General features: G+C 67.3%; 14 protein-coding genes and 1 pseudogene. 12 read left to right on the top strand and 3 right to left on the bottom strand.

All coding sequences use genetic code 11. The annotated features are described in order from the left end of the window. Window positions 1–46: 46 nt before the first annotated feature. From FF100_RS10035 to FF100_RS10045, 3 genes are read left to right on the top strand one after another with little or no spacing between them, the layout of a single operon-like run. Window positions 47–781: a 5-oxoprolinase subunit B family protein gene (locus tag FF100_RS10035; protein ID WP_139035560.1), complete on the top strand. Its 735-nt coding sequence runs from the start codon at window positions 47–49 to the stop codon at window positions 779–781. Continuing rightward, a complete protein-coding gene (locus tag FF100_RS10040) occupies window positions 778–1,803 on the top strand; it encodes a 5-oxoprolinase subunit C family protein (protein WP_139035561.1) in 1,026 nt (341 codons plus the stop codon). Before FF100_RS10035 ends, FF100_RS10040 begins: the two co-directional genes overlap by 4 nt. A 19-nt stretch (window positions 1,804–1,822) precedes the next feature. Further along, a complete protein-coding gene (locus FF100_RS10045; protein WP_139035562.1) occupies window positions 1,823–2,608 on the top strand; it encodes an SDR family oxidoreductase in 786 nt (261 codons plus the stop codon). Window positions 2,609–2,903: 295 nt separating this feature from the next. Here the strand turns inward: FF100_RS10045 and FF100_RS10050 are convergent, their stop codons facing one another. Beyond that, complete coding sequence (locus tag FF100_RS10050; protein WP_139035563.1) at window positions 2,904–3,791, bottom strand: LysR family transcriptional regulator; 888 nt, start codon at window positions 3,789–3,791, stop codon at window positions 2,904–2,906. Between the two features lie 142 nt (window positions 3,792–3,933). Between FF100_RS10050 and FF100_RS10055 the strand changes: the two genes are divergently transcribed. From FF100_RS10055 to FF100_RS10095, 9 genes are all read left to right on the top strand, one after another. Beyond that, the gene (locus FF100_RS10055) at window positions 3,934–4,758 is read left to right on the top strand and encodes a transporter substrate-binding domain-containing protein (protein WP_205824817.1); all 825 of its coding nucleotides are present in this window, start codon (window positions 3,934–3,936) and stop codon (window positions 4,756–4,758) included. 1 nt (window position 4,759) lies between these two features. Then, on the top strand, window positions 4,760–5,557 hold the full coding sequence (locus FF100_RS10060) for an amino acid ABC transporter ATP-binding protein (protein ID WP_139035565.1): 798 nt from the start codon (window positions 4,760–4,762) through the stop codon (window positions 5,555–5,557). After that, entirely contained in the window at window positions 5,502–6,242 is a 741-nt protein-coding gene (locus FF100_RS10065) for an amino acid ABC transporter permease (RefSeq protein WP_205824819.1), read from the top strand. The genes FF100_RS10060 and FF100_RS10065 overlap by 56 nt, the downstream gene beginning before the upstream one ends. Beyond that, window positions 6,242–6,907, top strand: a complete 666-nt coding sequence (locus FF100_RS10070; RefSeq protein ID WP_139035566.1) for an amino acid ABC transporter permease — start codon at window positions 6,242–6,244, stop codon at window positions 6,905–6,907. The genes FF100_RS10065 and FF100_RS10070 overlap by 1 nt, the downstream gene beginning before the upstream one ends. Before the next feature lie 217 nt (window positions 6,908–7,124). Continuing rightward, window positions 7,125–8,438 (top strand): hydantoinase/carbamoylase family amidase, encoded by a 1,314-nt coding sequence (locus tag FF100_RS10075; RefSeq protein WP_139035567.1) that lies wholly within the window; start codon window positions 7,125–7,127, stop codon window positions 8,436–8,438. A gap of 49 nt (window positions 8,439–8,487) precedes the next feature. After that, entirely contained in the window at window positions 8,488–9,147 is a 660-nt protein-coding gene (locus tag FF100_RS10080; protein ID WP_171070108.1) for an aspartate/glutamate racemase family protein, read from the top strand. A gap of 10 nt (window positions 9,148–9,157) precedes the next feature. Continuing rightward, window positions 9,158–10,639, top strand: a complete 1,482-nt coding sequence (gene hydA, locus FF100_RS10085) for a dihydropyrimidinase (RefSeq protein WP_139035568.1) — start codon at window positions 9,158–9,160, stop codon at window positions 10,637–10,639. 320 nt (window positions 10,640–10,959) lie between these two features. Continuing rightward, on the top strand, window positions 10,960–12,390 hold the full coding sequence (locus FF100_RS10090) for an FAD-binding oxidoreductase (protein ID WP_246101999.1): 1,431 nt from the start codon (window positions 10,960–10,962) through the stop codon (window positions 12,388–12,390). Then, window positions 12,390–13,319 (top strand): dihydrodipicolinate synthase family protein, encoded by a 930-nt coding sequence (locus FF100_RS10095; protein WP_139035569.1) that lies wholly within the window; start codon window positions 12,390–12,392, stop codon window positions 13,317–13,319. The genes FF100_RS10090 and FF100_RS10095 overlap by 1 nt, the downstream gene beginning before the upstream one ends. A 316-nt stretch (window positions 13,320–13,635) precedes the next feature. Here the strand turns inward: FF100_RS10095 and FF100_RS37770 are convergent. Both FF100_RS37770 and FF100_RS36990 read right to left on the bottom strand, forming a co-directional pair. Next, a pseudogene (locus FF100_RS37770) lies at window positions 13,636–14,064 on the bottom strand (hypothetical protein); the annotation flags it as partial. Further along, entirely contained in the window at window positions 13,989–14,231 is a 243-nt protein-coding gene (locus tag FF100_RS36990; protein ID WP_171070109.1) for a hypothetical protein, read from the bottom strand. The pseudogene FF100_RS37770 and the gene FF100_RS36990, both read right to left, overlap by 76 nt. Between the last annotated feature and the right edge of the window lie 37 nt (window positions 14,232–14,268).

Consider the following 14,268-nt stretch of genomic DNA (forward strand, 5'->3'; position numbering starts at 1 on the left):
GTCCGTCCGAAGCGCCCCGAAACCTCGACAGGGTGACCATCTTCGTATGAGCCCACGACCCACGACGAGCCCGCGATTCCTGGATGCCGGCGAGGCGGCCCTCGTCGTCGAGTTCGGGTCGGTGGTCGACCCCGCGGTGAGCGACCGGGTGCTCTGCCTCGACGAGATCCTGGCCGCGTCGCAGATCAACGGCATACGCGAACTGGTTCCGACCTATCGCTCGCTGATGATCCACTACGACCCGCTGAGGATCAGGCGCGAGGCGTTGGTCGCGGCGGTCGAGGACACATTGACGGCCGCGCCGGCGCACCGGCGCGCGTCGACGCATTGGATCGTCCCCTGCTGCTACGAGGAGCCGCACGGGGAGGATCTGGCGGAGCTGGCAGCGATCGCCGGGTTGCCGCCGGCCGATGTGGCGGCGCTGCATTCGGGGGCGACCTACCGCGTCTACATGTACGGGTTCGCACCGGGCTTCACCTATCTCGGCGGCCTGCCGGAGGCGATCGCCGTCTCGCGCCGCAGCACGCCCCGCCCGCCGCACGAGCCGAAGGCCGTGACCGTGGGGGGAGGGCTCAGCGCCATCGGCACCTTCTCCATGCCGACGGGCTGGTATGTCGTCGGGCGGACGCCCGAGAAGTTCTACGCTCCCGAGCGGTCGCGAGCGTTCCTGCTCGAACCCGGCGACACCCTCCGTTTCGAGCCGATCGACAGCACGACGTTCGAGGGCCTGCACGCCCGGGCCGAAGCGGGCGAGGTGGTGGCGAGGACGGAGGAGCCGTGACGCCCAAGCTCAAGATCCTCGCGGCCGGTCCCGGTTGCACCGTGCAGGACGAGGGCCGGCATGGGCTGCTGCGGTACGGCGTGACGGGCGCGGGCCCCATGGACCCGTTCGCGCACGCCGTCGCGAACCGCGCCCTCGGCAATCCGAGGGGGGCGGCCGCGATCGAGGTGTCGCTCGGCGGCCTCGAACTCACCGCGGAGAACGATCCGATCACGGTCGCGCTGGCCGGAGGGGCGTTCGCGATCTCCCTCGACGGCCAGGATCTCCCGCCGGCCGTCGTCGTGACCGTCCAGCCGGAATCGACGCTCAAGATCCGCGGAGGGCCGGGGGGAGCCTGGTGCTACCTGGCCGTTCCCGGCGGCCTCGATGTCCCGCTGATGCTCGGTTCGGCCTCGACCCATACCCGGACCGGCATCGGTGGCATCGACGGACGTGCCCTGCGGGCCGGAGACCGGATCGCGGCGCCTGCCTCCGGCCGGCCCGTGGTGGCGGCAGGGCGGATCGACGTCCCGGCCCTCGACCGGCCCGCTGACACCATCCGGGTGATCATGGGGCCCCAGGCGGACTCCTTCTCGGCCGACCAGATCGAACGCTTCCTGGCAGGACCTTGGACCGTGTCGACCCGTGGCGACCGCATGGCCTGCTTCCTCCAGGGGCCGACGCTGACGCATGCCCGCGGCTACAACATCGTGTCCGACGGCATCGCCATGGGGGCGATCCAGGTGCCCGGCGAGGGGCAGCCGATCGTGCTGATGGCCGACCGTCAGTCGACCGGCGGCTATCCGAAGATCGCGACGATCATCGGCGCCGATCTGGGTCGATTGGCGCAGGCGCGTCCCGGAACGTCATTCCGGTTCCGCCGCGTCGAACACGCCGAGGCCGTCGACGCCCGGCAGGCGGAGCACGATCTCCTCGCCGGTCCGATCGCCGTCGAGCCCGTCATCCGGACGACCTTCCCGTCCGAGTTCCTGCTGGGCCTCAACCTGATCGACGGCTGCGTCGACGGCCTGGCAGACGCCTGATCAACACGAAGGAGATGACATGGATCTCGGGATTTCCGGCAGGACCGCGCTGGTGCTCGGCGGCGGCGGCGGGCTCGGCAGCGCCATCGCGCTCGGCTTGGCCCGCGAAGGCGTCAAGGTCGCGGTCGCGGACATCGATCAAGCGGCGCTCGACCGCGCGTGCGATGCGGTGAAGGCCGCCGGCAGCGAGACCCTGGCGATTCAGTGGGACCTGGCGGATCTCTCCGTCATCGAGGCCAACGTCGCCCGCATCGAGGCGAGCCTCGGCCCCGTCGACATCCTGGTCAACAACACCGGCGGTCCGCCGCCCACCCCCGCCTCCGGCCAGTCGTCCGACCTCTGGGCGAAGCATTTCCAGGCCATGGTCCTGTCGGTGATCGCGCTCACCGATCGCGTCCTGCCCGGCATGCGCGAGCGCAAGTGGGGCCGCATCATCACGAGCACCTCGTCCGGCGTCGTGTCCCCGATCCCGAATCTCGGCATCTCGAACGCCCTGCGACTGTCGCTCGTGGGCTGGTCGAAGACGCTGGCGCGCGAGGTCGGCAGCCACGGCATCACCTCGAACATCATCCTTCCCGGCCGCATCGCCACCGACCGGATCCGGTTCCTGGACGAGCAGAAGGCCAAGCGCGAGGGCCGCAGCGTCGACGCCGTCACCCAGGAAAGCACGGGCTCCATCCCGCTCGGCCGCTACGGTCGCCCGGACGAATATGCCGATGCCGTCGCGTTCCTCGCGAGCGAGCGGGCCGCCTATCTCACCGGAAGCGTCATTCGCGTCGATGGCGGATTGATCGCCAGCATCTGATGTGAGGGCCGGTTGCCGTGAGGGCACGGCCCCTCGGCGAGCGACCGAACGTCCGCCCACGGGACGGCGCAACGCCTCTCCAGCACGTAGCTCTGCGCCCCATCCGCAACCGCAGGATGGGCGACGGCCGGCGGCACCTTGCAGGCCGCCGGCCTAGTTTTTGTGCACCGAGCCTCGAGCCAAGAGCTGAAGACCCCGCGGGTTCGGATCGAAGGCAATCACGCGAAAGCGTCGCGGCAGATGCAGGATATCCTGCGGGGATGCGTGCGTCCGATCGTGCATCGCGTCAGCGGCTTCACAACTGCTCCGCGATCGTCAGTTTGAGTTGATCGATGAAGGCTCGGACCAGCCGTTTCGGAGCACGCGCCTTCTGGTAGATCGCGTAGGCGTCGACGCTCACGCTGGGTCGCAACGGCCGGACGTCGATCTTGTACCGGCTGCCATGGATGCTCGTGAACGAGTCGACGAAGGCGACTCCAAGCCCGGCTTCAGCGAGCAGGCACGCCGTGTACGAGTATTGAACTTCGATAGAGCCCGCCGAGGGAGGCTCGTTGAAGAATTCCCGACGAAGTAGAGAGCCAAATCTGGTGTCCGGCTCATAGCAGATGAGCGGATATGGCTTGGTCGTATCCTCGGAAACTTCGTGATTTGCTCCGATAGGGTGCCCGGGCTGGAAGGCGCAGACCATCTGTCCGGTCCCGATGAGCTCGAATTCCAGGCCGGGTCGGACGTAGGGCTCGAGTGAAACCCCGAGATCGGCGCGTCCACTCTCGACACCGTCGATCACGCCCTCGGTTCGATGGACATCGAACGAGATGTTGACGTCCGGGCGCGTGCTCTTGAAGCTTTTGAGCGCAGACGGGACGACGGCGTTCGCGATCGGGGGCGTCGCCAGCAGGCGCAAGGATCCGACGCGGGTATCGCGGACATTTGCCAGTCTCTTCGAGAAAGACAGCATCATCTTGAAGATCGGCTCGCTGTCCCTGTAGATCTCCATCGCTTCCTGTGTCGGGACCAGTCGATTGCCGCTGCGCTCGAACAGCGTGAATCCGAGCTGGCTCTCCATGTGCTTGATGGCATTGCTGATCGTTGGCTGGGACAGTCCAAGACTTTGCGCGACAGATACTGTGGTTTGACAGCGTATCAACTCGCGAAAAATTTGGAGCTGCCGTAGGTTGAGCATTTTTTCCGCACATGCCTGAAATTTAGCCGACTATAGCCGGGGGCTATAGAAACGCAAGTTTCTTTATAGTGGGGTGGTTGCGCGAACTCGGATCGCGGCTCAATCCTCGTCAGAGACATCACGGAGAGTTGCGATGAGAAGCATGCTGGCGGCCGCCGGATTCATGATGCTGGCCGCACACGCTGCGGTGGCCCAGGCCCCTTTGAGAACCGCCGTCGACGGGACCTTCGCGCCGCATGCGATGCCCAAGCTGTCGGGCGGGATCGAAGGGTTCAACGTCGATCTGGCGGATGCCCTGGGCAAGAAGCTGGGACGGCCGGTCACGGTCGATACGGCGCAGTTTTCCGGCCTCATCCCGGCCCTTCAGGCCGGCACGTACGACTTCCTCGTCGCGCCCGTCACGGTGAACAAGGATCGTGCCGAGAACCTCCTGTTCACCGAGGGCTACCTGAACACCGACTTCCAGTTTGTGACGAAGAAGGGCGCTCCTCCCATCGCGAAGCTCGAGGATCTTCGCGGCAAGACCATCTCGGTGAACAAGGGCTCTGCGTATGACAGCTGGGCCCGCGAGATGGCGGACAAGATCGGCTGGAAGGTCGAGTCGTACGGGACCCAGACCGACGCCGTCCAGGCCGTGCTCGCGAACCGGGCCTTCGCCAACGTCGCCGGCAACACCGTCGTGCAATGGGCGGCGAAGAACAACCCTCAGATCCAGCTGTCGCTGCTGCATCCGACCGGCCTCGTCTGGGCGATCGCCCTGCGGAAGGACTCGGTCGAGCTGCGCAAGGATCTCGACCAGGCGATCGAGTGCCTGAAGTCGGACGGCACCATCGCGGCGCTTCACGAGAAGTGGTTCGGCGTCAAGCCGTCGGCCGGCGCCGTGGCCGTCACGGTCGACCCCGGTTACGGCGTTCCCGGCATGCCGAACTACGATCCGGCTCCCCACGCCGCCGCGTGCCGAGGCTGAGATGCAGAGCGCCGCGTCGTTCCTCCCGAGCCGCGCTCCGGGTGCCGCAGCCGAGATTCAGAGCGTCGAGCCCCTCCTGCGAATTCGCGACGTGTCCAAGAAATTTGGCAGTCTCGAAGTCCTGAAGAGCATCAATGTCGACGTTTCTCCCGGAGAACTCGTCTTCCTGATCGGGCCGTCCGGATCAGGCAAGAGCACGCTGCTGCGTTGCTGCAACCGCTTGGAAGAGGCGACGAGCGGCTCGATCCGGTTCGACGGATCGGAAGTGCTGGACCCCAAGCTCGACGTCAACGCCCTGAGACGGCGCATCGGGATGGTGTTCCAGTCCTTCAATCTCTACCCGCACATGACGGCGCTGTCGAACGTGACGCTCGCCTTGCGCAAGGTGCTGGGAAAGTCGGGACCGGAATCGAAGACGATCGCGATGGCGGCGCTCGAGCGTGTGGGTCTGGCGCACAAGGCGTCCGCCTATCCCGCCGAGCTCTCCGGAGGGCAGCAGCAGCGCGTCGCGATCGCGCGCGGGTTGGCGCTGGAGCCGAAGATGATGCTCTTCGACGAGCCGACCTCCGCGCTCGATCCGGAGCTGGTGGGCAGCGTGCTGGCGACGATGCGCAGCATGCGGGAAGCCGGGATGACCATGCTGGTCGTGAGCCACGAGATGCGGTTTGCCCGCGAAGCGGCCGACCGGGTGGTCTTCATGGAGGGAGGGGTCGTCGTCGAGCAGGGGCCTCCGGCGCAGATCTTTGGACCGGACGCCCAGCCTCGGACGCGCGCGTTCGTCTCGAACGAAGATCGCTGAAGGACCGCCGATGAATCATTTCATCGATACCTTCTTCAACGCCCAGCAGATCCTCGCGACGTGGCCTGCCATCCTCAAGGGCGTGGTGGTCACGCTGGAGATCGCGGCGCTCGTCGTCGTCACGGGGATCACGGCGGGGATCGGTCTCGCCGTCCTTCGATGGCTCTTCGGCCGGTGGATCAAATGGCCGCTGCTGGTCTTCGTCGACGTCGCCCGCGCGGTCCCGCCGCTCGTCCTCGTGCTGCTCGCCTATTTCGGGCTGCCGAGCCTCGGCGTCGATATCTCGGGGTTCGCCGTCATATGGCTCGTGCTGTCGGCCGTGCTGACCGCCTTCGTCGAGGAGATCGTCTGGGCCGGGCTCATCTCCGTCAAGAAGGGGCAACGCGAGGCTGCGCGATCGACCGGCCTCACCGAGGTTCAGGCTCTGCTGTACGTCGTGCTTCCTCAGGCGCTGCGGCTCGCCGTTCCGCCGCTGACGAACAGGACCATCGCGATCACCAAGAACACGGCCCTGGGGACGGTCATCGGCGTTCCCGAGATCATCAACCAGGCCACCACGGCCGTGTCGTTCTCGGGCAATGCGACCCCGCTCATGATGGGAGCGTTCGCCTATCTCGTCCTCTTCATCCCGATCATCGGCTTCGGCCGGTGGGTCGAGGGGCGGTTTGCCTGGAGGCGTCACTGATGGACATCCTCTTCCAGCAATTCTTCAACCTCGACATCATGTCGAAGGCCCTGCCCCTGATCCTGGAGGGCCTCAAGACCACGCTGTTGATTTGCCTGGTGGTCATCCCCCTCGGCATTCTCGGCGGGATCCTGGTGGCGGTCGGCAGCATGGCCAAGAGTGCCGTCGCGCGCCGTGCGCTGGCGCTCGCGGTCGACCTCATGCGCGCTCTTCCGCCTCTCGTCCTCCTGATCCTGATCTATTCCGGCTTGCCGTTCCTCGGGCTCCGGTTGTCGCCGCTCGCCGCCGTCTCGATCGCGTTCTTCCTCAACAACGCGGCGTATTACGGTGAGGTCATCCGGGCCGGGATCGAGAGCGTCCCCAACGGGCAGTGGGAGGCCGCGAGATCGACCGGACTCCGCGCCGATCAGACCTTCGTCTGGGTCGTCCTTCCGCAGGCGTTGCGAAATGTCCTGCCGGACCTGATCTCCAACACGGTCGAGGTCGTCAAGCTGACATCTCTCGCGAGCGTCGTCTCGTTGCAGGAAATGCTGTACTCGGCCGATATGGCGAGGTCCCTGACGTTCAACAATTCGCCCGTCGTCCTCGCGGCCATCATCTACTTCGTCATGCTCTGGCCCGTCGTGCGGATCGTGAGCCGCCTGGAAAATGCGTCGGCGAAATGACCGTCACGGTCCCATGCGGCGCGCCGGGTCGACGAGGCGCAAACGGGAGCAGCCGATGAAGGGAGGCCGGTAGGCGGCGTTCCTCGCCCGCGCCCGGTCAAGCGAGGACCGTCCCCGCGTCGCCAACCTTCGTCCGCGCGGTGACGACGGGACATGTCGACACCGCGCCGTTCGCAACGACGGGTCGGAGCGCTCCGGCCGCTACCTGGAACTCATGATGTCATCCACTCGATCATCGATCCCCCGGGCGGCTCCCGCCGAGTCGGACCTCGTCGCCGCCATCCAGGCGCAGCGAGGGCTTGTCGAGGATTTCTTCAACACCCTCGCCCTGGCCACCAAGGGAAACCCCGGCATCACGCGCGACACCTACGGTCCCGGTGAGGCCTTCGCCCATCGCCTGTTGGCCGAGCACGGTGTGGCACGCGGCCTCCTGGTGGAGCAGGACCTGGCGGCGAACACCTACGTCACGTTGCCGGGTCGCGATCGGACGGCGCCGCGCCTGATCATCGGCTCGCATCTCGACAGCGTCCCTCACGGCGGGAACTACGACGGGGCCGCCGGGGTGGTGGCGGGCCTCGTCGCCATCGAGGCCTTGTGCCGACTGGGCGTCACGCCGTGCTGCGACGTCACCGTGATGGGCATCCGGGCGGAGGAGAGCGTCTGGTTCCAGGTCTCCTACATCGGAAGCCGCTCGGCGCTCGGCACCCTTCCGGCCGCGGCACTCGAGGCGCGGCGGATCGACGGCGACCGGACGCTCGCCGGTCACATCGCGGATGCGGGCGGCGATCCCGACGCGATCCGACGCGGTGCCCGCCATCTCGATCCGGCCACCATCCGGGCATTCCTCGAGGTTCACATCGAGCAGGCCGCCACCCTCGTCGAATCCGGTGTTCCCGTCGCCGTCTGCACCGGTGTGCCGGGCAACTTCCGCTACCCCGACGCGCGCGTCGCGGGCCGGCACGATCACGTCGGCACGCCGCGCCGCTTCAGGCGCGATGCCTCGATGGCCGCGGTCGAGCTCGCCGCTTGGCTCGACGCGATGTGGGAGCGCGAGGAGGCCGCCGGCATCCCCATGGCCGTCACCTTCGGTCGTTTTCACACCGATCCGACGATGCACGGGCTCACCACCGTGCCCGGCAGCTTCTGCTTCAGCCTCGATGTGCGCGCATACGATCCCGACGTGCTTGCGCGGCTCGAGACGGCCATGCTGGCCCGGATCGGCGAGATCGAGGCGCGCCGGAACGTGCGCTTCGCGTTGGGTACGCGGGCGAGCGCGGCCGTCGGGCCGGTCGATCCCGCCATCTCGTCCGCCTTCACGGCTGGTGCCGGGCGCCTCGGGATCCGCACGATCCCGCTCGGCAGCCCGGCGTCGCACGACGCCGCGGCCTTCGCGGCGGCCGGCGTGCCGATCGCGATGCTGTTCGTCCGCAACGAGCACGGCAGCCACAATCCGGACGAGGCGATGGAGACCGACGACTTCCTGGCGGCCTGCACGATCCTCGCGGACTGGATCTGCCGCGAGGTCGGCTGACCGCGCGCCGCGTCCATCCGCGAACCCGCTCCAATCGAAGAGAGTTACGATGCCCCGTCGTCGCAGGATCCTGGTGATCAATCCGAACTCCAACGCGGTCGTCACCGAGGGTCTCCGCCAAGCCCTGCTGCCGCTGTCCTTCGCGGAGGGGCCGGAGATCGTGTGCGAGAGCCTCCCCGACGGCCCCCCTGGAATCGAGACGCAGGCTCACGTCGACGGCGTCGCCCTTCCGCTGCGCCGCCGGATCGAGGCCGCCGACGACGCCGATGCGTTCGTGATCGCGTGCTACTCGGATCCCGGATTGCACGTGGCGCGCGAGGGAACGGCCAAGCCCGTGTTCGGCATCGCCGAATGCGGCGTGCTGACCGCGCTGACCCGCGCCGACCGGTTCGGCGTGATCGCGATCAAGTCCGCCTCGATCCCGCGCCACATCCGGTATCTGCGCCAGATGGGTCTGCTCGAGCGCCTCGCCGGGGAACGCCCGCTCGAGATGTCGGTCGCGGAGAGCGCGTCCGGCGAGGGGACGTTGGCCCGGATGATCGAGGTCGGCACCCAGCTCAAGGAGCGGGACGGCGCCGGTGTCATCGTGATGGGCTGCGCCGGCATGGCCCGCCACCGCCGTCTCCTGGAGGACGCGCTCGGCGTGCCGGTGATCGACCCCACTCAAGCCGCCGTCGCCATGGCCGTCGGCACCGTTTCGGTCGCCTGACGAGGAGGGAATGACGATGTCCAACTACGATCTTGTGATTCGCGGCGGGACCGTCGGGACCGCGACCGCCGCCTTCCCGGCCGACGTGGCCGTCAAGGACGGGCGGATCGCGGCGGTCGGCCTCGGGTTGCCGGCTGGTGCGCGCGAGATCGACGCCACCGGCAAGTTCGTCCTGCCCGGCGGCATCGACACGCATGCCCATGTCGAGCAGGTCTCCGCCAACGGCCTGACGAATGCCGACACCTTCGAGAGCGCCACGACCTCGGCCGCCTTCGGCGGCAATACCACGCTGATCGCGTTCGCCGCGCAGCACCGGGGGCTCGATCTCCGCAAGGTCGTCGACGACTACGCAGCACTGGGTCGGCGCGGCGCTCTGATCGACTATGCGTTCCACCTGATCGTCGCCAATCCCGACCGCAAGACCATCGAGACCGATCTGCCGGCCCTGATTCGCGAGGGGCACGCGTCGATCAAGGTCTTCATGACCTACGACCTCATCAAGGTCGACGACGAGCCGCTGCTCGACCTGCTTCTCACCGCGCGGCAGAACCGTGCCCTGGTCTGCGTCCACGCCGAGAACCACGGCATGATCTCCTGGATGGGGAAACGGCTGGTCGAGAAGGGGTATACGGCACCGAAGTACCACGCGATCAGCCATCCGCGCGGATCGGAGGCGGAAGCCATCAACCGGCTGATCGCGGCGGCCGAGCTGCTCGATCAGCCGATCATGGTCTTTCACGTCTCGACTGCGGAGGGAGCCGCCGTCGTCCGCAAGGCCCGCGGGCGCGGGTTGAAGGTCTTCGCCGAGACCTGCCCGCAATACCTGTTCATGACGAAGGCCGATCTCGACCGGCCGGGCGTGGAAGGGGCGAAGTGGATGTGCTCCCCCCCGACGCGCGAGGTGGCCGACCAGGACGCGCTCTGGCAGGCGCTGGCGCTCGGAGACCTTCAGACCGTCACCTCCGACCATGCCCCCTACCGTCTCGACGAGACCGGAAAGCTCGCGGCCGGTCCCAATCCGAACTTCAAGCAGATCGCGAACGGCATGCCCGGGCTCGAGACGCGCCTGCCGCTCCTCTTCGACGCGCTCGTGTCGCGCGGTCGGCCGGAATTCAACGGGCGGGGCATCGAGAGCTTCGTCCAGCTGACCGCCACGGCGCCGGCGGCCATCTACAACCTGCCGGGAAAGGGCGCTCTGCTGCCGGGCTACGACGCCGACATCGCGATCTGGGATCCGGCTCGGACCGTCACGATCAGCGACGACATCATGCATGATCGCACCGGGTTCACCCCCTTCGCCGGCACGGTCGTTCGAGGCTGGCCGGAGCGGGTCCTTCGTCGCGGCGAGGACGTCGTCGCCGACGGAATGTGCAAGGCTGCCCCGGGATCCGGCCGGTGGCTCGGCCGCACGGGCGGCTGGGCGGCAGAGCCGACCGGCAAGCTCGTCGCCGACATGGACCCCCGCAGAAACTTCGGTGCCGAGCTGTTGTGAGAGCCTCCGCCGATCGCGAGGCCGAGAGCACCTCACGATCGCGCCGCAATCGCGAATCCCTCCAGGTTGCCGATGTCGCCGCATCGTCTGCGGCGAACCGGTATCCACGTCGTCGGAGCGATGCTCTGGTCGCTGGCCCGGGATGATTTGGCGAGATTGATCTTGATCGAGATCAGTCTCGCGCGACGAGTAGATCGCCGCCTCGTCAAACGTAAGATTTGTATGGCGCGGCAATGATTGCGCACGGGGGTGGCCGACGCCGAATCGGATGCGTCGTCCTGTGTCTGTCGTTGCGGCCCTGATTTCAAGGGAGACAATCTGTGGGCGATTTGATCGCGATGCTCGTCGACATCGTCGGCGAGCGGAATGTCCTTCTCGGGGAGGAGCAGGCTCCGTTTCTGACCGATTGGCTCGGCAAGTACCGGGGTAGCGCCCTCGCCGTGGTGCGGCCGGGATCCGTCGACGAGGTTTCCGCCGTCATGGCCCTCTGCGCCGAGCGGGATGTCCCGGTCGTTCCGCAAGGGGGCAACACCAGCCTCTCGGGCGGCGCGACCCCGGACCGGACGGGCGAGGCCGTGCTGCTGTCCCTGGCTCGGATGAACCGCGTGAGGGCCGTCGACACCATCGGCAACACCATCACGGTCGATTCCGGCGTGGTCCTGGCCCGCGTTCACGAGGCCGCCAGCGCCGCCGACCGCTTCTTTCCGCTCAGTCTTGGCGCGGAGGGGAGTTGCACGATCGGCGGCAACCTGGCTGCCAATGCGGGGGGCGTCGCCGTCCTGCGCTACGGGACGATGCGCGAGCTGACGCTCGGGCTGGAAGTCGTGCTGTCCGACGGGCGGGTGTGGGACGGATTGACGGCTCTCCGGAAGGACAACACCGGCTATGCCTTGCGCGACCTGTTCATCGGGTCGGAAGGCACCCTCGGCGTCATCACCGGCGCCGTGTTGAAGCTGTTCCCGGCGCCCCGTGCACGTGCGACCGCCTTCGTCGCGGTCCAGGACGTCGATGCCGCTCTCGCCCTCCTTTCGACCGTGAGAGCGAGATGCGGCGACCGCCTGACGGCGTTCGAGTACATGACGGGAGACACTCTCGCCCTGATCCTCAAGCACGTGTCGGGCGCGCGTCTTCCGCTTGCCTCCCTGCCGCCCGCAGCCGTGCTGATGGAGCTGTCCGACACGGACGACGAGGCGGCGTTGATCGGGCGCCTGGAAGACGTCCTGGCCAGCACGATCGAGTCGGGCCTCGTGCTGGACGGTGCCATCGCGCAGGACGGCACGCAATCCAAGGCCTTCTGGCGGATCCGGGAAGGTGTCTCCGAGGCACTCGTCCGGGAGGGGATGGCCGCGAAACACGACGTTTCGGTGCCGACCGCTGCCTTGAGCGAGTTCGTGGCCCTGGCCGATGCCGGGGTGAAGGCTGCACTGCCGGGAGTGCGCCCGATCGTGTTCGGGCATCTCGGAGACGGCAACCTCCATTACAACCTGCTGCCTCCCGTCGGCCTCGATCAGGGGCAGTGGACGGCTGAGATGCCGGCCCTGACCCGGCTGGTCCATGACGAAACGCGCCGCCAGCGCGGCTCGATCAGCGCCGAGCACGGCATCGGCCAACTTCGCGTCTCCGAGATGGGACGCTGCAAGTCCCCGATCGAACTCGACCTCATGGCTTCGATCAAGGCCTTGCTCGATCCGCGCGGACGACTGAATCCCGGCAAATTATTGCCGGACACAATTGCAAGAGGAGCAAACTGATGTCGCTTTTGACCGAGGACGCCAAGGGCGTCTACGTGATCGCGGTGACGCCGTTCAAGGATAACGGCGAGCTGGATCTGCCCAGCACCGACCGCATGGTGGATTTCTACCTCGAGAAGGGGGCGTCCGGGCTGACCATCCTCGGCATGATGGGAGAGGCGCCGAAGCTGACGGCGGACGAATCGCGCACCTTCGTCCGCCGGGTCCTGGCGCGCGTCGCCGGCCGCGTGCCGACCGTCGTCGGGGTCTCCGCCCCGGGGTTTGCCGCGATGGGAGAGCTGAGCGCGAGCGTCATGGGCGACGGAGCGTCCGGTGTGATGGTGGCGCCACCGTCGACGGTACGGACGGACGATCAGATCATCTCTTACTACCGCATGGTCGCAGACACGCTCGGGCCGAACACCCCGTTCGTCCTGCAAGATTTCCCTCTCTCGACCACGGTGCAGATTTCACCCCAGGTCATCCTGAAGATCGTAGAAAATCAGTCCACGTGCGTGATGCTGAAGCACGAGGATTGGCCGGGTCTCGCGAAGATCACAGCCCTGCGCAAGGCGAGCGGAGCCGGATCCCGCCGCATCTCGATCCTGGCCGGGAATGGCGGTCTCTTCCTGCCGGAAGAGCTCGGGCGAGGCGCCGACGGCGCGATGACCGGGTTCGGCTATCCCGAGATGATGGTCGACGTCTGCAAGACTTTCGCGGCCGGCGATGCAGAAAGGGCGCGGGACATCTTCGATGCGTATCTGCCTCTGGCGCGCTATGAGCAGCAGCCAGGCCACGGGTTGGCGATCAGGAAGCATATTTTGGCCAAGCGGGGCGCGATCGCATCGGCTGCCGCACGGAAGCCGGCATCCGCATTGTCAAACGCCGACATCGCTGAGATCGAATCGCTGATCTCACGCCAGGAGCGCCGCCTGAAAGAAATCAATTAGAATTTAGATATCACTATGAGTTAGTCAGACGGCTGGCTCAAGACGATATTTCTGCTGAACAGGATGTGTGCGGGCGAGTCTGGTCGCAAGCGCAAGCCCCTGGTCGTGCCAAGATGAGGCAGGATCAGGGGCTGATTGATTTGCCGGGGTCGCCGAACTGCCTCGTCCGGCGAAATTGCCCACGACTATCGTTCGGCACGCGCGTTTTCCATCCTCCCTGCACTTGGGAGCAGGGCTTTGATCGGGCGGTGATGGTGGCGGGCCGGGCGGCGTAGGAGGTGTCCTTGGTTCGGGGTGCCGCGGGCGCGACGACGGGGCGAAGGTCCGCCTCGCCCTGTGCCGCCCCCATCGCCCGATCGCCGTTGGTCACCTCGCACTGGACCCCTGCCGGCGGCAGGACGCGCGCGCAGGCGCGGTTGGATGCGTGCATCGTGCCCGGGAAGGCCGCGAAGGTCAGGATGTGGTCGCGGGCCCGGCGCATCCGGGCTTGGAGCGCCTGGGCCGGATCGCAGGTCGATGCACCACCGCGTCCTCGCAGCGGACCGCCCCAAGGGTGCTGTCGGCGCCCTCGGCGCGCCGCAGCAGGTTCATGAGCCCGCCCGGGCTCAGCCTCGGCCCGAGCAGGTCCGACTGCCTGCAACCGTTCGTAGGACAGGGCGTGGAAGGTCGTCAGATCCGTCGCCGCCGCGTGCCGCCGCGGCCCGAACGGCGTCGTCCCCGCCACCGCCGGAAGCGGAGCGGCGACCGGGCCCGGCGGGTCGCAGCGCCGCTCTCCCCGAGCAGGCCGTCCAGGACCGCGCTGGCCGAGCGGATCACGCCCCGCGCAGCCAATAGCGGCCGGATCTGATCCTTGGCGTCCCATGGGCCGGTCAGCCAGAAATCGAGCCTCGCTTCAAGCGCAGCCGTCGGCATGGCAACCTCCTCTCTTTCGCTGTTCGACAGAGGCCAG

The organism is Methylobacterium terricola, from assembly GCF_006151805.1.
GTDB classification, from domain to species: Bacteria; Pseudomonadota; Alphaproteobacteria; order Rhizobiales; family Beijerinckiaceae; genus Methylobacterium; species Methylobacterium terricola.

Excerpts from the sequence above, each read along its gene's own strand:
- FF100_RS10045 (WP_139035562.1), top strand. The coding sequence starts at position 1,823 with ATGGATCTCGGGATTTCCGGCAGGACCGCGCTGGTGCTCGGCGGCGGC.
- FF100_RS36990 (WP_171070109.1), bottom strand. The coding sequence starts at position 14,231 with ATGCCGACGGCTGCGCTTGAAGCGAGGCTCGATTTCTGGCTGACCGGC.
- FF100_RS10070 (WP_139035566.1), top strand. The coding sequence starts at position 6,242 with ATGGACATCCTCTTCCAGCAATTCTTCAACCTCGACATCATGTCGAAG.
- FF100_RS10050 (WP_139035563.1), bottom strand. The coding sequence starts at position 3,791 with ATGCTCAACCTACGGCAGCTCCAAATTTTTCGCGAGTTGATACGCTGT.
- FF100_RS10095 (WP_139035569.1), top strand. The coding sequence starts at position 12,390 with ATGTCGCTTTTGACCGAGGACGCCAAGGGCGTCTACGTGATCGCGGTG.
- FF100_RS10060 (WP_139035565.1), top strand. The coding sequence starts at position 4,760 with ATGCAGAGCGCCGCGTCGTTCCTCCCGAGCCGCGCTCCGGGTGCCGCA.
- FF100_RS10080 (WP_171070108.1), top strand. The coding sequence starts at position 8,488 with ATGCCCCGTCGTCGCAGGATCCTGGTGATCAATCCGAACTCCAACGCG.
- FF100_RS10035 (WP_139035560.1), top strand. The coding sequence starts at position 47 with ATGAGCCCACGACCCACGACGAGCCCGCGATTCCTGGATGCCGGCGAG.
- FF100_RS10075 (WP_139035567.1), top strand. The coding sequence starts at position 7,125 with ATGTCATCCACTCGATCATCGATCCCCCGGGCGGCTCCCGCCGAGTCG.
- hydA (WP_139035568.1), top strand. The coding sequence starts at position 9,158 with ATGACGATGTCCAACTACGATCTTGTGATTCGCGGCGGGACCGTCGGG.
- FF100_RS10055 (WP_205824817.1), top strand. The coding sequence starts at position 3,934 with ATGCTGGCGGCCGCCGGATTCATGATGCTGGCCGCACACGCTGCGGTG.